Source organism: Microvirga sp. CF3016 (genome assembly GCF_036314085.1).
Lineage (GTDB): Bacteria > Pseudomonadota > Alphaproteobacteria > Rhizobiales > Beijerinckiaceae > Microvirga.
The window spans coordinates 24,911-44,639 of the sequence record NZ_JAYGGM010000009.1 but is presented as its reverse complement, the minus strand read 5'-3'; the positions used below and the strand labels follow the sequence as shown (position 1 = coordinate 44,639).

The window sequence follows — 19,729 nt, the reverse complement described above, 5'->3', positions numbered from 1 at the left end:
TTATTCGGTGGCTGAGTTCGGAGTCGTAGGAAACGGCGTCAGGGACTTCCTAGAGCGAAGAGGAATAACGGCATTCCAGGCTGTGCATTCAGGTCAAGCAGCTTCCAGCCGACGAAGCTTAAGGCTGTTTTCCCATTCCAATGCATGGCTAATGATTGCATCCAGGTCGTCGAGCTTCGGGGTCCAACTCAGAACTTCCCGAATCTGAGCAGCACTTGCGATCAATGTGGCGGGATCTCCGGGCCGCCGTGGCGAGAGATTTACCGCAAAGTCCACCTTCGATACCCGTTTGACGGCCTCGACAACTTCCAGGACGGAATATCCGCGACCGTAGCCGCAATTGAGAACGACGCTGTTGCCGCCCGCATCCAGATAGTCGAGAGCAAGAGTATGGGCGTAAGCCAAGTCCGACACATGGATGTAGTCACGCAGGCATGTGCCATCGGGCGTAGGATAATCGGTCCCGAAAATATCGAGGTGGGATCGCTGCCCTAGAGCCGCCTGTGTTGCAACCTTGATGAGGTGTGTCGCCTGACGGGTGCTTTGCCCGCTTCGGCCGCGAGGATCGGCGCCAGCGACGTTGAAGTAGCGGAGGGCCACAAAGCGCAGGGGATGAGCGTTCGCCACATCCCGCAGCATCATCTCCGTCATGAGTTTCGAAGTGCCATAAGGTGAGACTGGGTTGAGGGGCGTCGCTTCCGAAATCGGGCTGTTCGTGGCCTCGCCATAGACGGCGGCCGTCGAGGAGAACAGGAAATGCTCGACTCCATTCTGCACTGCTGCGCTGATGAGTGCGCGCGATTTGACGGTATTGTTGAGATAATAGCCCAGGGGATCCGTCACGGAGTCAGGAACGACGATCGATCCGGCGAAATGAACGATAGCTCTGACGCCATACCTTTGTATGATCTCGGCGACGAGTGCCTCGTCGCCCACATCACCTTGGATGAGATGCGCAGAAGGGTGGACCATCCAACCGAAGCCGGTGCTGAGATCGTCAAGGACAACGACGTCCCTCCCGGCATCCACCAGCGCCAGAACCATATGACTTCCAATATAGCCGGCACCACCTGTTACCAGTACAGTCATGCTGGACCCCTTTGCTCTTGATTGCCGCCGTGAGAGTGGAAGGGAGGGCGTAGCTCAACGGGCCTCCCTGATAGGACAATTAAGCGGCGTGTAACTGCCGGTATTCCAGCTGACCCATCACCGGAACCATCTTGGTATCGGCTCCATTCTCGACAAGGAACTGATGCATCTCGCGATATGTGTGATGATAGGCACGATTGAATTTGTCGAAGAGCGACTGGTCCCAGTAGTCTTCGAGTCTGAACTCCTTGCCGGAGAACACGTCAAAGCTCGGGATTTGGTATGTCTCGGCGAATTCCACAGTCCGGCTGTCATAGGTGAAGTAGATGGAAGGCACGCCGTTGGCGAGAGCCATCAGGTTTCCGTGGAGTCGGTAACCGAGAACGACATCTTTCTGCTGCACGAGATCCTCATAATCGGCGACCACGTCAGAGTAGAACAATCTCTCTCTGTGCAACTTCTCCATGGTGTCGTCGAGATACCAGTCGCGGATCTGCTTGTCGGCCCGCAAAGCTGCAATTGCTTCTTCTCTCTGCTCCATCGTTCCGAGAACGATCTTCTTCTCTTCGACTTCTCCTTGCGCCATCAAAACCACGTCGAATCGTGATGCCAAGCCCTTTACGAGATCTCGGTGGAATGTGAGGTATAGCTTGATGTCACGAGCATAGGTGGATGATACCTCCCGGCGGACTGTGATTCCCGCCGTGCGAATGCTTTCAAGAGGCAGCAACTGGATATTGAGATCAGGGTTGTTCCTGCGGAATGCGGTCGGGCAACCAACGATGCGGACGTTCTTGATCCCAAGATCCCAGAGAACCTGCGCCGAGTAAGCTCCGCGCACACCGATGGACGTGGTAGAGTCGGCCATCATACGTAGAACCGTCTTGGTCTCTTCCGACAACTCAATCTTACCTTTGACCGGCGCCTGAGCGCCAATGCCCCAGGCGATCACCGGAATCTTGAGCTTCTTCAGGACATCAATCGCCTGATCCCATACCATGTCCTTGTGAACGTAGTTGGATCCGCGAAGGAAAACGTAATCGTACTCGGCATTGATCCGGTCGATCTGAGACAGATCCGGGTTGGCAATCTCTAAGGCGTCGAGCTTGTCATAGTTCAAGAGCTTGAGCGAGGAGTCGAAGACAAACGCGTCGCCAATGTTGTGGTAGTGATTGATGCTACGCTGGATTTCTTTGTGTCTGTACCAGCGGACATTGTCATGATTATAAACTTCGCCTGATGGGCTGATGACGAGGATTCGCTTCATCGAGATATCTCCAACTCCGGGTGCATCGAGTTCGTTATGCCGTCAATGCGACTGCCGATGTGCTCGTCGCCTTTTTTAAAGCAAGGTCCTGATACAATTCGAGGTGCAGTCGAGCGCATTCTTCATAAGTAATCGGCTTGTTGATACCCGTACGCAGAATTTCCCAGAGTTCCGGGGTTGTGAGCGCTTCGGTCATGCGATCGACCAGATCTTGAGATGAGCCGACACGGAAGTGCAATCCATTTACGCCGTCGGTGATTTTTTCCGCCATTCCGCCGATATTGCTGCAGATCATAGGACGGCCGTGAAAAAAGGATTCCTGGATCACGATCGGCGAGTTCTCCCACCAAATGGAAGGGATAATGGTCCAGTCGATCGAGCGCATGAGACGCGGCATCTCGCTGTTTTGATAGGAGCCGTAGAAGCGTACGCGTGATCCGGCGCGTTCCACTAGCTTCCTGATTTTATCCTGGAAAGGCTCCGGCTGCCGCTCCAAGTTGCCGCCGAAGATCATCAGCTGCGAATCCTCGCCCCAGACCGTATCCGGAATGCAGGTCACCGCGTCGAGCAGTACATCGACGCCTTTAAACTGCGTGATCTGGCCAAAATAGCCGAACCGGGAGCGACGTTCGTTCCGCCGGGGCAGAGTTCGCGGCGGCGCAGGCTCGGCAATATCCAAGCCGTTCTCGATGACGACGAAGCGTGATCGATCGAGGCCCCATTCGACATAGCGGTCGACAAGGAACTGACTGGGCGACACGAAGTAATCAGCTACTTCCAGCAGACCGCGGATGAAGTGCTCGCGGCGTAGAAAGCGTGCTGGTGAAACCTCCGGGAAGCAGGCATTGCAATCCGAGGGAGAGGCCCTATGGCAAAGCTTGGTGCCGCCGGTCTTTACCATCTGCCCATGGTGGCTACATATCGAGAGAAACTCATGGAAGGTGATTATGATCACGCAATCGGGAAGGGCGCGACGGACGGCATAGATCATCTCAAGGCCAAGACCGATGAAGTGATGGAAATGAACGACATCGGGTCCCAGATCGCTCAGCACGCGGAGGAAGTCGCGCTCGATCTCTTCCGTGTTTCGATTGGAAATGAGGAAGTGATCATATTCATCAGCATGATAGAGGAACTCGCCCTCTGTCTGACGAAGGCTCATCAAGGCAGTCCCGCTGTGCCGCGCGACTGGGTGGCCGACACGAGCGAAGAAGCGGGATTCGACATCGGGTATCCGGTTGAGGCCCTTGTGCAGATTGTAGGCTGCAATCTCGGCACCTCCGAGAGAAAAGCTCGGGTGGCCGTGCGACACGATGAGTACGCGAGGAGAATGATTGGGCATAGTTTCACTACCTCATATTGTTGATGAGGAGCGACCACTTTCGGTCGAAGCTCCAGCGGTCAATCTTCTGAGCCAGGCGATGCATTGGGAGAGCCGACATGTCGACATCGTTATCGGCTGAGATCATTTCGACGTCCGGGAGCCATACGGCCGGTGTGCCTCCGAGCCTCATCTTCAGACAGAGATCGCGGGCTTTTTCATTGGTGCTCAGATAGGATCGCGAGAAGCCTCCAGCGGACTCGATGGCTTCACGCGAGACGATGCAACACGCCAATGACCCCGCGATGACCTCTGCTGATTGTGATCCATGCACGACATCGCGCGGGTACCCGATGTACCGATCGACAAGCTTTTGCGCTTCGATGTCGAGCCAAGTGCCCGCGAAGCGGATGGAGTTGTCCTCATAAAGGATTGTAGGACTCACGAGAGCTTTGCCGCTGCGATTGCGGTATGCGCGTTCCAATAGGGAGATCCAGCCTGCTTGACGCGGCAGAACGCCTGCGGCAAGAAGGATCAGCGTCTCCGCCCTTGTCATGTGAATGGCAGCTTCGAAAGCATCGCAGGCATCCTGCACACCTGCTGCGCCAATCACGCGGACTTTAATGCCGTAGAAGCGAGCTAGCCGTTCCGCTTCCGGGGCAATGCTGTCGAATGCTTCCACAGGAGCGGAAACGATGATCTGCACATCTTTTGCCTCGCTATCCAGCGCGAGAAGCGACAATGTGACAGACACCTCTTCGACATCGACGCCGGCTGCGATAACCAACACTTTGCCAGTGTCCGTCTCGTCGAAGCCTAAGTCGCGGGTCTCCGCAACGCTCGGGGCAGGCGAGGCCATGGCCTGCATCATCGGCCCGATATGCCGCTCAATCGCAGCGGCGGCGGCTGCCGTCCGCGGATCGAGAGGTGAGATCAATCGCTCAAGAGACCGGCGGGACATGCCTCTCAGAGGCGTGAGAGGATAGAACGCGAAGGTTTCACCCACAGCCAGCTCGAAGTAGACCGGCGTCTCCGCGGAGGACGGAGGGCCAGGAATAAAGGCTAGAAAACCATGATCGTTGCGGCTCGGGTCGAGCCTCCCGGAGAAAAGGCTGTTGTGTTGGAATGCCGTCGACACATCTTTGCGCGGGAGGCGGGTCCAGACATTATCGATCCGCTGTCTGCTTGCACCGGTACACAAAGTGAGGGAATCTACGTGACCCTCCGGGTCGAGCATCCAACCAACAACCAGCATTCCACCGCCGGTTACCTCGACGACCATATCCATACCAATCCGAACCGGCACTTTAAGGTCCGACACGGTGTCCCGGCCATCAAATCTTTCGCCCGCACGGCGCAAAACCCGCATCGTATCCGCGCTCGCGCTTGCCTGTGTCAGTCCACTCCGGATATGGGCGGGAACGTCTGTCGAGGATAGGACTACGCAGCGGTCATAGACATTGAGGGTTCGCCATCCGTCCCTCCCACGGAAGAACAGCTTCTTAAGCTTGCCAGGATGGACAGCGTACTTGCCTGTATCGAGCAGACCGACAAACCCCTTGCCCTGCTCTCCAAGGTCGTTCCGAGGAACCGAAGCCGACTTGAACTCTCCGACGAGAACTCCCTCTTCCTCAGCGAGGATACGCACAGTATCGGAAGGCAACTCGGAAGCCCAACCCTGCAAAAAGGCTTGGCCGGTGTCGATGGAGCCGGCAACTTCAATCCAACCGTCGGTAGGACTGGCTGACGTCAGAACCGACAGGGCCGCATCGGTTCGCTTCTGAGTGGCTTTGCCGTTGATCAGAGTTTGGATGATACGATCGACGACGTATGATGATTGTTCCTCCGCGTCGGCGCAGACGATCTGAATCAGGTTCGGTAGCGATACGACGGGCCTGATCAGGGTGTAACGGATCGGTGGCCCGCTGCGGCGCACGACGACCGACCGGAGACGAACCTTGCTCGCAAGCCGGATAGGAACAATAGCGACGAATCCTATGGTGGCATCCGGGGGCGCATTCTTCCGATTCCAACAGATCGTCTCCGCCTTCATGGACATCGATGGGTCGCCGTTGAGCAACGTGTCAACCTTATCCATCATCGCGTCAGCTACACCGGCAATCAAGGCAAGGTCCTCGCCGATCGACGTGACAAGAACACTCTCTCCGTCGAGAGGGAGGCTTGGTAGCTCTTGCGCTACCTGGTTGCTGCGTTGCATTAGTACTCCATGTGTCGTTCGAGGATCGCTTCGGCTCTTATTCCGACGGTCTTTGAGCTACCAGGGAGGATGGCGCAGAAAAACGACGAGCGTTGTGACAGCACTTGCCGCCGAGATTCCGCCGAATGCGATCAAGAGCGCAACCGCTCTGCGCATGGGACGGTCGGCGGATGATCCGAGATCTTCGATCTGACGCCCGAAATCAGAGAGCGTTCTGTCGAAGCGCATCTGGAAGACTTCTAGATCGGAAAGCCTCTTGGAGAGATCAGCCTGGTTGGCCTTTACAACGTCGAGAGCCACCGCAATGCCGTTTTCTTCACCAATGATCTCATCGATCTGATTAGAGGTGCTCCGAAGCGCTTCCACGGTTTCGCGTTGAAGGAGCTGGGATCGGCGCTGCGCTTCAATGAGGAGCTCAAGCCGATCAAAAACCCGGCTCAAGGGAGCATTGAGTGCGGCCTCGGCGGCGCGCTCGTCCTGGCTGGGAGAGCGCAGTACAAGCTCTTCGCCGGTTGACGGAGAGGTTGCGACCACAGAGATGCTCGCGAGGTCGAGTTCGGCAGCGTCAGTCAGCTCGATCTCGAACGCGTGCCCGCCATCACCAATTCCATTACGGCGCAAATCGATGCGAGGCATGTCGGCCGAAGCTGATGCTATGATCTTCCCGTTTAGTCGCGCTCGCACCTGTAGGCGATCCGTAGGACTGGAGCGATCCCAGACCCATCCGAACAGGCGCCGGCCTTCAATCGCGTCGATACGTCCTTGAAGCTGTGCGCCGCCTGGCGACACCGGCAGGGCCGCTGCCTTGCTGGACTGTGCTGTGCTCATGCCGCATTTGCCTTCAGTTCGATAATCTCGGCTCCCTTGAGTAGGCTACGATACAGAGCGAGATGGCGCTCTGCGACGATGGTGATGTCCGCTGGCGGGTTGATCCCTGCCGTGAGGTTTTCCCAGAGGTCGGGTGTCTCTATGGCTCGCCGCATGGCATCGGCGAGAGAGACCGGATCATCAGGACGGACATGCATCCCATCGATTCCATCCCGGACGGCTTCGGCCATTCCGCCGATGCCACTTGCGATGACGGGCCGCCGGTGCATGAACGCCTCTTGGATGACCAGGGGGGCGTTCTCCCACCAGATCGATGGCACCACGACCCAATCGACGGCAGCCATAAGTCCTGCAAGGTCCTCTCGGCCATATGGCCCAAGCCTCACGACTTGGGCCTCGACATCCTCGAGAAGGCTGTCGATTTCATCGACGAATTTTTGCGACTGAAATGGTGCGCCGCCATGGAGGCGGAGTTCGAATTCGTCGAATCCCGACGAGACAAGGCGCTGACCCGCCCTGAGGAGTACTGAAGCACCCTTCCAGGGATTGAGGTTCCCAAAATAGCCGAATACGGATCGCCTGCCTGATGCGATCGGCCGATGGCCCGCGGGTGTTGCGGCAGGCCGCCCGTTGGCGACAACTTCAATCGATTCGGATGGGAGACCCCAGTTCACAAACCGCTCCTTGAGGAAGTGGCTCGGCGCGACGAAACGATGAACCTGAGTGAGATGCGTCTGGATGAACTTCTCGCGAAGGAGAAACCGATCAGCCGTGATGGTCGGGAAGCATCCGTTGCAGCGGTTCGGCGTTGCGCGGTCGCATCTTTCCTTTCCTTTGGTCCGCATCATCAACCCGTCGTGAGCACATATCGGGTAGTAGTCATGAAGCGTCATGACAATGCGAGCGCTCGGCAGGATACGGCGGACCAGTGCTATGAACTCTACTCCGATAAGAAGAATATGATGGATGTGGACAATGTCGGGTCGGAAATCCTCAAGCAGGGTGACGAGATGAGGGACAACTCCATAACTGTCGATCTGGCTGAGATTGAACTGATCGAAATGGCCGCACCACATAACGACTTCATCGGAAGCGTCCCCCGGCGATTGGAAGCTTGTCCCCGGACGTTGCCCACGATGGAGGTTGTTCGTTGCCGCCAGGAACAGAGCCTCTATGTCGCTACGCGAACGGTATTCTTTGAAGAGATCGTGGGCGAATATCTCCGTTCCACCAGGGTGAAAATCCGGATGATTATGAGCGACGACCAGTACGCGTGTAGTCACGTGATCTACTCCGGCTTCGCGGCAATGATGACATCCTGATAGTGGCGGCTCTCGATTCCCCGCCAGTGGCCGAGGCTGAGGCGCTGGATTTGCAAGCCCGCCTTCTTCAGAACGTTCTCAATGATTCCGGCGTCGAAACCGATTGCGCCGAGAGGAGCCATGGGATCCCCGTACCACGTTCCCGGCTGCTTTCCAGGAATGAACCGAGGGCGCGCCATCGGCCTTTCCGGGTCTCCAGGAGCAACGATAAAGGCAGTCAGAAAAAGACGTCCACCGGGGGCCAGCAAACGCATAACTTCACGTGCATAAGCGGCAATCTCCGCTTCCGGCAGGTGGGTCGCGACAGACACCATGGTGGCGAAATCGAACTTTTCATCTGCAAAGGGCAAGACAATCTCGTGCCCGGCGATCGCGCCTCCCGGGTTATAGAGTTCGTGCGCCACATCCACACGGCAGAACCGGAAATTCGGATAGGCAGACGAGATGTTCTGCACGCACCACTCGACCCCCGCGTTCACAGGGTCAATTCCCTCATAGAATGCTGTATCAGCGTCCAGGTACTGCGTCAGCGGAACGGCCATTCGCCCGATCCCGCACCCTATATCGAGAACAGATTCGCAGGGTTTGAGCCCGCCAAGGCGGACGAAGTGGCCGAGATATTCGACGCCGATTGCGCGATAGTCGCCGTCACCGACGAAAACATTTTCAGGGGGCGGAGACGGAAGAGAGACGTTCAGAAGAATCTCTTCCATCAGTTGGTCGAGACTGGAATCCGCATCGGGATGAATCGCCGTTGCATTCCGAGTCTTCGTATGATCGATCTGAACGTTCATATTGCGGCATTCCTTCCTTTCCGAGAGCGCCAAGCCTGCGTCGCGGCAATCATCTCGTCACGCCAGCGCTCGGTGTGAAGAGCGCAATTGTACTGCCAGGCAATTCCGCGCATGTACTCGGTATTGAGAGACATCGATCTACGTTCCAGGTGGTAGAGTTCGATGCCAGGGGCATATGCGATCTTGCGGTCCGTCATGGTGATTTTGAGGCAGAGGTCGCTATCTTCATAATCTCCGACCACATAGTCTTCCGTAAAGCCGCCGACGGACTCGAACACGGATCTCATCGTCACGAGGCACGCGCCTGTCACGGCAGGCACGATGCGCTCCTCGCAAGCCGGTGCATAGTCGCGAGGCATGCCCTTGTGGAAGTGCTGATTGAGCCAATAACCGCGATGGTCTTGGGAAAAATACATGCCCGCGTGTTGGATCGAGTCGTCTTCGAACAGAAGCTTCGGCCCGACGGCGCCGATACGGCGGCGGCCGTTTAGGCGTGCTACCATTTTCTCCAGCCAACCGGGAGCGACCGGGATGACGTCGGAATTGACCAGAGCCAAGGCTTCACCCCGCGCGGCCGATGCGCCGACGTTGTTCGCTCGTGCGTAGCCGGCGTTTCGCTCCATGACGAGAAGGATAGCTGGCAATCCATAGACAAGATGGAGGCCGCTCAAAAGGTGCTCAACTTCCTGAGCCTGCTCAGGGGAATCAAGGACGTAAATCAATTCTGCATTCGCTCTGAACCATGTGTCCGCTGCGAAGGCCGCGATCTGGAAGCGAAGGAACTCCAGATTTTTATATAGTGGAACGATCACTGAAACCTTCGGACGGGATCGCAATGCTCCCACATTGGCGCGCGTAGGATGGCCGATTTGTTCACGCGCCTGTTCGTGAAGGCTGGCGATCACCGGGCTGAGGATCTGCGTCAAGATGGTCTGATCAACATGTTGGGCCGGAATGGCCCGCAGGGCAGCGGCACGGGCTGCGACCGCGTCGGCAGGCTGAAGCCTCGGTATGAGGGGATGCCGCGCCCCCGACTTCAAGCGCAGGCTGAAGCGTGGTTGCAGGATCGGTGCTTTTCCCGTGACTGTATGCGCCAGCACGGCAAAGCCCGTTGCGCTAAGACGGGAGCCTTCCGTCGGGCCTGCAACTTCAACCGGGAACCTGAACAGACCTTCTGTCAAGTCCAGTGCTTCGCCATCTGGGCCCGTCGCTTCTATTCCTGCAAAAAGGCCGACCGGATCACGGTACCAGCCGGTCACCAGCGTTCCTGCAGAGGTGGTCAGCGCCGATACGATTTCCGCCGATGGCGTCGTGACGCTGCTCGAGATCCGTCGCGGGCGGAGGGGAGAGCGCAGTTGCAGCTCAAGGGCGTAGGCTGGACCTGCTGTCGCCCGACTTGAGATTTCCGTCAGCACATGCTCGCGTAGGCCAGGTGCTGCTGGAGCCTGTTCGCTAAACCAGCGCTCGATAGAGGGGGGCCGGGCTCCGGGGTCAAGCATCCGCCGGACGGATAGCCCTCGGGGGCCGATCAGGATAAGGAGTGATTCGCCTGATGGAATTCGTGTGCGGTCGATGAGAAAGTGGACGACGTCCCGTCCATCCTTTCCGTCCGGAGTCTTGAATGGCCTTGCATGAACACGTGTTGGCCCGTTCTTGCCGAGCACGTAGAGCGCATCAATCTTGCCGAAACCCGATATGAGTGAGGTTCTTGCGAGGACTAAGTCATCGGCGACCCTGGCTATGACGGTAGCTTGACCTGGTGTCGGTGCGATCTGCGAGAGAAGCTCTCGCAGGATGGCGATATAGGTCCCGTTCCGTTGAAGGTGGAACATGGTGCCCCATACATTGAACAGGGCAGAAACGAGCGCGACGCAACCATGCTGATCGATTCCCTCAATCAACTTTTCGGAGTTGACCAAAGGAATGTCCGCTTTGAGATCAATGGTGATGTTTGTGCTGAGACCGGCCGTTCCGAGCGAGATGTTTATGTCGAGCATCCTATCGGCAGGACGGCGGAAGATCCAGAAGAGGCGTGTTCCTCCGCGAGGCAGAGAGAGGCGTAGGGATGCGAGTGGCCAGATATCCTGGAGGCCATTCTTCAGGGAGGAGGGCGAGATCCACTCGGCGTGAGAGACATCCCATGTTAGCAGAACCGTGTCGCGACCGAGAGAGGATATCTCCGGAGAGGCATTGTCACCAACTAGTGATGTGAGCACGGCAATCTCCGCCATCGCGTATGACCCCAAATGTCCTGGTGGGATGTCGCGGATCTTTCCGCGACATCCGAGCTTTGCTGGATTTCCAGACTAGTGAACCGAGAAATAGTCACTCGGATTGCTATTGATGTCGTCTGCGCTCACATTCACGAGGGTGATCGTGTCGCCGTTGCCAAGGTCAACAATCGTATTGCTGCCGACCTGCTGGACGCGGCCAGCGACATCGTCGGCCGTGGCGATGTCGGTTCCGTTGATGCCTTTCGAGATCTGCAGAATGTCCTGACCGGCTTTGAAGTCGAGAACGACGTCGTTGCCGCCGCCTCCGCTGAAGACGAACGTGTCGCCACCTGCGCCTCCGTGAAGGACATCATCACCCGCACCACCATCGAGGATGTCGGCGCCGGATCCGCCACGGAGGATGTCGCTGTCAGCTCCACCCTGCAGGAGGTCATCGCCAGAGCCGCCTTCGAGGACGTCGCTGCCGTCGCCACCGCGTTGGATGTCATTGCCGTTGCCGCCCCGGAGATAGTCGTCTCCAACGCCGCCAAGTAAGATATCGTCGCTGTTGCCGCCAAACAGAATGTCGTTGCCAGCGTCGCCCTGCTGGACATCGGCACCGACGCCGCCGAACAAGACATCATCGTCGGCGCCACCGGAAATCCAATCATCTCCAGTTCCGCCGAACAGAACATCGGCTCCGGTTCCGCCGGAAACAGCATCGCTGTCACCGCCACCCAGGATCAGGTCGTCGCCGCCGTTGCCGAAGATCACGTCTGCACCGGAAGTGCCCTGCAAGGAATCGCTTGAGGCTCCACCACCAATCGTCGCCATATCTGTCATCCTTTTGTCGGAACCGTGTAGGCCGCTGCGCCCCTGGTTCCATGTTCAAGCCAAAATGAAGCGCCATCTGCGCGAGGGAGTCCGGGATAGGACCTGTTCTGCTCGCCCTCCCGGCATATCGTTAAGTAAAGTACTTGGTTGTACATGTAAATGCTAAAGTAGTATTTCGTTCTTTGACGTTTTACCTTTATAAAAACTTCATAACTGCATTTGTTTAGTTTTATCTAAGTTCGCTATACGCTTTAGTATACTTCTAAATTCGAACTATTTTCCAGGCGCATTCACGCGCGGCCTTCTTCACTGCCGATGGGAGATTGGGCTTCGAGCTAACGGAGCGACGAGGCTGCTCTATTCCTCTCGGAACGCGCGATCGAAGCTCTCTGTGATGGGGCCTAGAAGGTAATCGATGGCACGCCGGGGCTTGTTGATGATGAGGACCTCTGCCGGCATTCCTGGATAGAGCGCTGTGTTCGGATTGGCCTTGAGGCTTTCCGGGACAATCTCAGCACGTGCGATGAAGTAGGCGTAATTGTTGCGATCATCCATCTGCTGATCAGCCGAGAGGTAGGTCAGCTTGCCTGCAAGCGGAGGCGTGCTTCGGCTATTGTATGCAGTCAGTCGAATCTGGACTGGTGCCCCGATGTGAACGGAATCGACATCGCGCAGGCCGATTTTCGCTTCGACGATCAAAGGTTCGTTCTCCGGCACGATGTCGAGAATGGGTTGGCCGGCAGCAATGACGCTCCCTAGCGTGTGAGAGCGAATATTTGTTACCACGCCTCTTTCCGGAGAAACGATCTCGACGCGTCGCAGAACGTCGGTCGCGGCGTCTATACGACCGACAGTATCGGCCAGCTCAAGTTGAGCGGCTTGGATGTCAGCAGCGACTTGCTGCTGAAAATCGTTGCCGAGGGAAAGGATCTCGAGTTCCGCGGCAGCTTTGGCCTGCTCCGCCTTTGCCTTGCGGGAGAGCAACTCACCGGCATCGCCTTGGAGCTGGCTTTCGCGCGTCTGCATTTCGGTTAACCGGGGACGTGGCGCATAACCTTTTTCAACAAGGCTCGCGATTGCCTTGAGTTCTCGGTCGAGCAATTCCGACTGCCGGCTGTTTGCCTCGGTTTGGGACTTCACAGCCTGGAGTTCTGCAACCTGTTGCTCGATGGTCTTCTGCTGGATATCGACGCGCCGATTGAACATCTCGCGCCTTGCTATGAAGAATTTCCTTTCGGCTTTCAAGATCTCCTCCGCCGTAGGTCCTCCCATCTTGAGCAGGGTGTCAGGGAAGCTGAGATCGCTCAGGCCGGCCTGCTCGGCTCGCAGGCGCACAAGCCGTGCTTCAAGGCCAATTCGCTTGGAGCGCAGTTGCTCCAGTTCAGCCTTAGCTCTTGTGTCGTCAAGGCGCAGGAGAGGCTGCCCTGCCTGCACGACCTCTCCCTCACGGGCGAGCAGCGTTTTGAGGATGCCGCCCTCCAGGTGGCTGATGGTCTTGCGTTTGGAATCGACCACGACCGTTGCTGTGGCGACAGCAGCGCTGTCCAGATGGGCCGAGAAGGCCCACGTCGTGAGACCGCCGAGGCCGAGGAAGATCGTGGCTAAGCCTGCGATCACGGGCCCGCGATAGGAGGGCTCGCCTGGATCGTGCTCCCGGAAGCGGTCTCTGGAGGCCTCGATGTTCACGACCGAAGAGGCCACGATGAACGGTGTCGTACGCTTGACGATTTCAGCACGCTGTCTCATGCGCTTCCTTTCACAGCAGCAACCGGCTTTTCTCCGGGAGTGATGGCGCTGACGACGGAGGTTCGCGGGCCAAACTGGCTGATCCTGCCTTCCTGCAGAACCATGAGCTTGTCGGCAGCCTGCATGACGGAGGGACGGTGGGCGATCAGGATGATGATCGCTCCGTCGGCGCGCAGAGTCTCTATGGTGCGAACGAGCGCGCGCTCGCCATCGGTATCGAGATTCGAGTTCGGCTCATCGAGCACGATCAGGCGCGGTCTGCCATAGATTGCCCGTGCCAGTCCGATTCGCTGCCGCTGTCCGCCGGACAGGGTATAGCCACCATCCCCCAAGGGCGTATCGTATCCGAGGGGGAGGCGGCCGATCATCTCATGAACATCGGCGAGCCGGGCTGCCTCCAGCACCAGCCGCGGGTCGGAGTCCCGCATCCGGGCAATGTTGTCCCGGATGGTTCCGTCGAGGAGGGATACGCTCTGCGGCAAGTAGCCGACCATGTCGCCGAACGAACTGCGCTCCCAGAGATAGACGTTGTTGCCATCGAGGTAGACCCCGCCGGATGTGGGCTTGGTCACACCGATGAGCGCGCGCGCGAGTGTTGACTTGCCGGCTGCCGAAGGGCCGACGATGCCAAGCACCTCGCCGGGTGATAGAGTGAAGGACAGGCCCTTGAGTACAGGCACGTCGAAGCCGGGAGGCGCATAGACCAGCCGGTCGACCGTGAGTTCGCCCTGGGTCCGCGGCGTCGGTTTAGTTTCCCGCTTGGGAGCTTGGTTCTCGATGAGATCGCTGACGTTTTTCCAGGCGGAGATTGCCAAGACCCATTGCCGCCAGCCGTCGACCATCGAGTCGAAGGGAAGGAGCATGCGGCCCATGATGATGCTCGAAGCCACCATCGATCCGGGGCTCACTTCCTGCCGGATGACAAGGATTGCACCGACCGAGAGAACGGCAATCTGCATCGCATACCGGCAGGTGCGCGTGACGGATGCCATGGCACGGCTCCGGCGGGCCATGACGTCCAGAAGATCCTGTGTGTGCAATTGGGAATGGCGCCACCGTTCCGAGAGCGCCGGGAGCATCCCCATTGCCTCGATCGCCTCCGCATGCCGGAGGGTGCCGCTGATCTCGCCGAGATTCTGCACGGAGGATTCGTTGGCGCGCTTCATGGCTCGGCGCGTCAGGAAGTCGGACAACAGGCTGAGAGCGATGATGATGACAGCCGAGATCAGTGCCACAAGACCGTAGAGCCAATGGAGAGCGAAGAGGACTGCAAGGAAGATGGGGGCCCAAAAGGCCTCCAGCGGAACGCTGATCGCGCTTCCGACGATGAAAGTCCGGATATCATTGAGATCGCGGACCGTTTGGCCGGATTTCGAGATCCCTTTCGTCACGGATGCGGATATGGCAGCTTCCAAGACCGGAAGGTTCAGCTTTCTGATCAGCTTGCTTGCCATGACCTGGTAGGTGAGGGCGCGCACGTAATCGAGAATGCAATAAACTGTCAGGCCAAGGGCGGACACGATAATCAGCATGATCAGTGTGTCCGTGCTTTGACTATTCACAACCCGGTCATGCACCTGAAGCATGAAAAGAGGAACCGTCAACTGGAGCACGTTGATGACGGCGCTCAGGGCGGCGGCATAGACGACTCCGGTTGCAAACGCCCTGCGCCCCTGGTGGATGACGGCGGATGCTTCCGAACTGGCCGTTTTCTTCATGCAGGAGTGACTCCAAAAGAGGCAACGATGCGGCAGATCTAAATTTTGCCTAAAAGTTGTTCGAGAGGATTTATGAAACACAGATGGTAGAACGTCTACCCATAAAGTATGATTCGACGTACAATAAAAAGTCTCTGGCAGAGGAAACAACAATAAGGGCTCTCGCGATTATCCAAATTACTCTTTGGATATGAGGATGATGCCAAGAGAGCTGCTAAATTAGTTCGAAATTCGAACTAATTTATTTGATGGACGATGGGGTAAAACATGCAAAATATTTCGAACTCCTTGCCTTGGATTGTCGCGGAAAACGACCCGGAGTCCAACCTGCACGCCACGTTGCAGACCCTCTATCGAAGGAGCGACGAACGCGTGAACCGCGCTGAAGGCCATGAGTCGCCTCAAGCCGAGCCGGCAGGAATTACCCATATCGAGATCGTTCGCGTGATCGAAAGATTGCATCGACGGTCTCTCGATCTCGTACGGGCCGATCTGATCGAGGCTGGCATTGATGACCTGAGCCCGTCTCAGGTGATGATGCTATTCACAATCGGATCAAGCGAATTGTCGGTTCGCGATCTGATCGAGCGCGGGTATTATCTCGGATCGAATGCCTCCTATAGCCTCAAGCGGCTTGTCGAAGCCGAGTATGTTATTCGCACTGCCTCGGAGCGGGATCGCAGATCCGCTCGCATCCGGTTGTCTGATAAGGGGCGGGAGCTGTGCGACATGATCAGGCGGAACGACAAGACGTATCATCAGCTCGTCGCACGCAATGAGGCGGAGATTCGGGACCTTGAAACCACGTTCAGGACCCTGAAGCGAATCGAACAGGCATGGAGCAATGCCGTCCGCTACCGAGGGATAGCCTCAGATGAATGATCCTATCGTTTGATATCGGTGCTGCTCCTTGATCCAGAGTGGAAACACTCCACTCCGCCGACAGGGCGAGCAGGCCGGTTGGGGCCTGCTCACGGGGCCTTGGAAGCCAGACTGCTGATCGATGTGAGCTTCGGCGCCTGCGGCTGCCGCGGAAAGACCGCGGGTAAGCTCATGACGGTGTCGGCTCCTCCTGTCGGGCCGATGAACCGGCGGCTCGTGATGAGTGTTATGAAGGATTGAACCTGCATGTTGCAAGAGTTGATAGGAACTCGATCGGTACCGATTCGAAATTCGGAGTACCTGATTTTCGAGCCTCACTCGGACCGTAAGAAACTTCTGATAGTTTTCTCGTATATAAACCAGCAACTTGGGACACGAGCGCATTCCAGCTTCCTTCGCAATGTCGATTGCAAAAAACTCTTCCTGAACCCAGGCCTGAACGAATGGTACCAGTCGGGCGTTCCGGGTGTCGCCCCTTCCTATTCAGGCCTGCTTGCATTTTTGCAGGACGTGAGATCGCAGTTCGCTGATCACGAGATCCTGTGCCTTGGTCACTCCATGGGAGGCTTTCCGGCTCTAGGCATTGGCATTTGCATTGGAGCCGACCGCATATTGGCCTCTGCTCCGGAATATGTCCTGAACTTGCCAAACAGCCTAAGCATCCGACACTTGAGGGATACGCAGATCGAGTGTGGAGATCTGACGCCGGTTCTGTTGGCCAACGTCAGAAGTTCGATCACGATTTTGGTTGGAAGGCAGAACGAATTTGACATGGATGTCGCACGCCGGTTGAGCAAATTCCCACAGACCGATGTCATTGAATTGGAGACGGGACACAATACCTTTCCCTACCTGAAGGACGTCGGGAGGCTGGGAGCAACGCTGGAAGCCCTTGTTGAAGGTCAAGATATCCGTTCAATTGTTGCCGACGTATGATGCGACGGTGATGCTGCCTTTGTTGGTAGGCGCAATGCTCTCCGCAGTATTGAAGTTGAGACTGCCGCGAAAGCCGGTAACGCGGGCATGATGCTCGTAGGGCCCGCGTTTCCAGGGCGGCAGGTTCGGGCGCGGGAGCCTGTTCGGCCCGCGCAAGAGTGATCCGGAACTGAAAGCCATGTTCGACAAGACCATCATTGAGGACCGCCGATGCGACCATCGAGAAGCTCCCGATGACATACTTCGGCTTCGCCGTCACGCCTTGTTGACGCCGTCAATGCGATAAGTGTCGGAACCGCCATGGGTTTTGAAACACTGTGGTTTCAAGCTCAAGATCAACGCACTCTGAAAATGTGCTCAAGCCGCTCCAGTGCCGCTATGAGGGCGATGGAATCGGAGCCGAGCTCGTCCAGGATGTGACGCTCGAACGCCACAGCCTTTGGAACGATCTCGCGGTATGCCTTCTGCCCGAGTGCAGTGAGCGTCAGGATCGCTTCCCGCCGGTCGTCTTCGCTTTCGCGGCGCTTGAGCCAGCGTCGCTCCTCTAGCGCCCGCACGGCCCGGCTCACCTTGGTTTTATGCATGGATGAGTGCTGGCCGATCTCTTTGGCGCTGATTTCATCGAACTGACCAAGGGTAGCCAGTACGCGCCACTCCGGAATTGTCAGGTCATGACGCGGACCGTAGACGGAACGGAAGTCCTGCGAGACGGCCGCGGCGATCCGGTTGAGCCGGTAAGGCAGGAAATGCTCAAGCTGCAGTTTGGCCATGGCGTTGTTGGTTACAAAATTGACAGTTACAATTGTGACCAATTGTGGAGGTCCTGCCCATGAATGTCCAGAATCCATCCCTGCAGAATCAGGCGGCCGACCGGCTAGAGAGCGCAATCCAGCCCGGCTACATGTCCGGCTTCGGCAACGGCTTCGAGACCGAGGCGCTGCCCGGTGCGCTGCCCATTGGCCGCAATTCACCCCAGAAATGCGCCTACGGCCTCTATGCCGAGCAGCTCTCCGGCTCTCCCTTCACGGCGCCACGCACTACCAACGAGCGTTCCTGGCTCTACCGCATCCGCCCCACTGTCTCCCATTGGGGCCAGTTTCAGAAAGCGGATATCGGTTTGTGGCGCACGGCGCCCGCGGTCGAGGTGGAGGTGCCGATCGCGCCCATGCGCTGGAGCCCGATCCCGCTGCCCGATGAGAGCGTCTCGTTCCTGGAGGGCATCCGCACCATCACCACGGCCGGTGATGCCGGCTCCCAGGCCGGGATGGGCGCCCATGTCTATCTCATCACCCGTTCGATGGCGGATGAGTATTTCTACAATGCCGACGGCGAGCTGCTGTTCGTGCCGCAGCAGGGGAGCCTCCGGCTGTGGACCGAGTTCGGCATCATCGATATCGAGCCGGGTGAGATCGCCGTCATCCCCCGCGGTGTGAAGATCCGGGTGGAGCTCACGGGCGGGCCGGCGCGCGGGTACCTATGCGAGAACTACGGCGGAGCCTTCACCCTGCCGGAGCGCGGGCCGATCGGCGCCAACTGCCTGGCCAATCCGCGCGACTTCCTCACCCCTGTAGCGGCTTACGAAGACAAGGATACACCGTCCAAGATGTACGTAAAGTGGGGTGGCTCACTGTGGGTGGCGGACATGGATCACTCGCCCCTCGACGTCGTGGCCTGGCACGGCAACTACGCGCCCTACAAGTACGATCTGCGGCGCTACTCGCCGGTGGGGCCGATCCTGTACGACCATGCCGATCCCTCGATCTTCACCGTACTGACATCGCCCTCCGAGACGCCGGGCACCGCCAACATCGATTTCGTGATTTTCCCAGACCGTTGGTTGGTGGCGGAAAACACGTTCCGGCCGCCCTGGTACCACATGAACGTGATGAGCGAGTTCATGGGGCTGATCTACGGCGTCTATGATGCAAAGACCGGTGGCGGTTTTGTGCCGGGCGGAATGTCGCTGCACAACACTATGCTGCCGCATGGGCCCGATGTCGATGCGTTCGAGAAAGCCAGCAGTGTGGAACTGAAGCCTCACCGTCTGGAGGGTACGTTGGCGTTCATGTTCGAGACGCGCTTTCCGCAGAAGGTAACGGCCTTCGCGGCGCAGACCGAAGCGCTGCAGAAGGATTATGGCGCGTATGGCCATAAGCTGACGAAGCACTTCGATCCAAGCCGGCGATAAGTGGGACGATGATTGCGCCTGATCGTGTGCATGTCCCTAAGCACCAAAGCTTCGCACTCTCAGCCCATAGCTATCCGTTCATCTTGGAAAAAACCGTTCTCAAGGTGAACGGATCGAACTCGCGGGTATGATCGTTTCGACCGTGGGATCAATGGTATCCCACGGTTATCAGTAGCATGACTATTACTGGCCATTGATTCTGCAATCATTGTCCAGCTCAAACGACTACCGTAAGCCAAGTGCGGCCCATTCCTCCCAGGCGGTGGTATCTATTCTGCCACGCCTGCGGTTCGTCGCACGTCAAGGAACCTATTCGCACGCGGGCACGCTGGTGGATTGTTGTGGTGTGACTTGTGGACGAACAGTCAATTCG

At 57.6% G+C, this 19,729-nt stretch carries 15 protein-coding genes; 3 read left to right on the top strand and 12 right to left on the bottom strand.

Going from position 1 to position 19,729, the window contains the following annotated elements:
* Nucleotides 1–93: 93 nt before the first annotated feature.
* From galE to VB672_RS14425, 11 genes are all read right to left on the bottom strand, one after another.
* Entirely contained in the window at nucleotides 94–1,089 is a 996-nt protein-coding gene (gene galE / locus VB672_RS14475; protein WP_329784902.1) for a UDP-glucose 4-epimerase GalE, read from the bottom strand.
* A gap of 79 nt (nucleotides 1,090–1,168) precedes the next feature.
* Nucleotides 1,169–2,356 (bottom strand): polysaccharide pyruvyl transferase family protein, encoded by a 1,188-nt coding sequence (locus VB672_RS14470; protein ID WP_329784901.1) that lies wholly within the window; start codon nucleotides 2,354–2,356, stop codon nucleotides 1,169–1,171.
* Nucleotides 2,357–2,390: 34 nt separating this feature from the next.
* A complete protein-coding gene (locus tag VB672_RS14465; protein ID WP_329784900.1) occupies nucleotides 2,391–3,698 on the bottom strand; it encodes a glycosyltransferase family 4 protein in 1,308 nt (435 codons plus the stop codon).
* A gap of 7 nt (nucleotides 3,699–3,705) precedes the next feature.
* Entirely contained in the window at nucleotides 3,706–5,895 is a 2,190-nt protein-coding gene (locus VB672_RS14460) for a glycosyltransferase family 2 protein (protein WP_329784899.1), read from the bottom strand.
* A 57-nt stretch (nucleotides 5,896–5,952) separates the two neighbouring features.
* The gene (locus VB672_RS14455; RefSeq protein WP_329784898.1) at nucleotides 5,953–6,723 is read right to left on the bottom strand and encodes a hypothetical protein; all 771 of its coding nucleotides are present in this window, start codon (nucleotides 6,721–6,723) and stop codon (nucleotides 5,953–5,955) included.
* On the bottom strand, nucleotides 6,720–8,006 hold the full coding sequence (locus VB672_RS14450) for a glycosyltransferase family 4 protein (protein ID WP_329784897.1): 1,287 nt from the start codon (nucleotides 8,004–8,006) through the stop codon (nucleotides 6,720–6,722). The genes VB672_RS14455 and VB672_RS14450 overlap by 4 nt, the downstream gene beginning before the upstream one ends.
* A 5-nt stretch (nucleotides 8,007–8,011) precedes the next feature.
* Nucleotides 8,012–8,839, bottom strand: a complete 828-nt coding sequence (locus VB672_RS14445) for a class I SAM-dependent methyltransferase (RefSeq protein ID WP_329784896.1) — start codon at nucleotides 8,837–8,839, stop codon at nucleotides 8,012–8,014.
* Nucleotides 8,836–11,070 carry a glycosyltransferase gene (locus tag VB672_RS14440; RefSeq protein WP_329784895.1) on the bottom strand — a complete coding sequence of 745 codons (2,235 nt, stop codon included), beginning with the start codon at nucleotides 11,068–11,070 and terminating at the stop codon, nucleotides 8,836–8,838. Before VB672_RS14440 ends, VB672_RS14445 begins: the two co-directional genes overlap by 4 nt.
* A 75-nt stretch (nucleotides 11,071–11,145) precedes the next feature.
* Nucleotides 11,146–11,886, bottom strand: a complete 741-nt coding sequence (locus tag VB672_RS14435; RefSeq protein WP_329784894.1) for a calcium-binding protein — start codon at nucleotides 11,884–11,886, stop codon at nucleotides 11,146–11,148.
* A gap of 357 nt (nucleotides 11,887–12,243) precedes the next feature.
* Complete coding sequence (locus tag VB672_RS14430; RefSeq protein ID WP_329784893.1) at nucleotides 12,244–13,632, bottom strand: HlyD family type I secretion periplasmic adaptor subunit; 1,389 nt, start codon at nucleotides 13,630–13,632, stop codon at nucleotides 12,244–12,246.
* Complete coding sequence (locus VB672_RS14425) at nucleotides 13,629–15,350, bottom strand: type I secretion system permease/ATPase (RefSeq protein ID WP_329784892.1); 1,722 nt, start codon at nucleotides 15,348–15,350, stop codon at nucleotides 13,629–13,631. Before VB672_RS14425 ends, VB672_RS14430 begins: the two co-directional genes overlap by 4 nt.
* 267 nt (nucleotides 15,351–15,617) lie before the next feature.
* Here VB672_RS14425 and VB672_RS14420 point away from each other — a divergent pair, with 267 nt between their 5' ends.
* Nucleotides 15,618–16,232, top strand: a complete 615-nt coding sequence (locus VB672_RS14420) for a winged helix DNA-binding protein (RefSeq protein ID WP_329784891.1) — start codon at nucleotides 15,618–15,620, stop codon at nucleotides 16,230–16,232.
* Nucleotides 16,233–16,478: 246 nt separating this feature from the next.
* Nucleotides 16,479–17,168 (top strand): hypothetical protein, encoded by a 690-nt coding sequence (locus VB672_RS14415; RefSeq protein WP_329784890.1) that lies wholly within the window; start codon nucleotides 16,479–16,481, stop codon nucleotides 17,166–17,168.
* Nucleotides 17,169–17,503: 335 nt separating this feature from the next.
* On the opposite strand, the gene VB672_RS14410 is transcribed toward VB672_RS14415, so the two are convergent.
* On the bottom strand, nucleotides 17,504–17,938 hold the full coding sequence (locus VB672_RS14410) for a MarR family winged helix-turn-helix transcriptional regulator (protein WP_329784889.1): 435 nt from the start codon (nucleotides 17,936–17,938) through the stop codon (nucleotides 17,504–17,506).
* Nucleotides 17,939–17,997: 59 nt separating this feature from the next.
* On the opposite strand from VB672_RS14410, the gene hmgA reads away from it, so the two are divergent.
* A complete protein-coding gene (gene hmgA, locus VB672_RS14405) occupies nucleotides 17,998–19,356 on the top strand; it encodes a homogentisate 1,2-dioxygenase (RefSeq protein ID WP_329784888.1) in 1,359 nt (452 codons plus the stop codon).
* Nucleotides 19,357–19,729 lie beyond the last annotated feature (373 nt).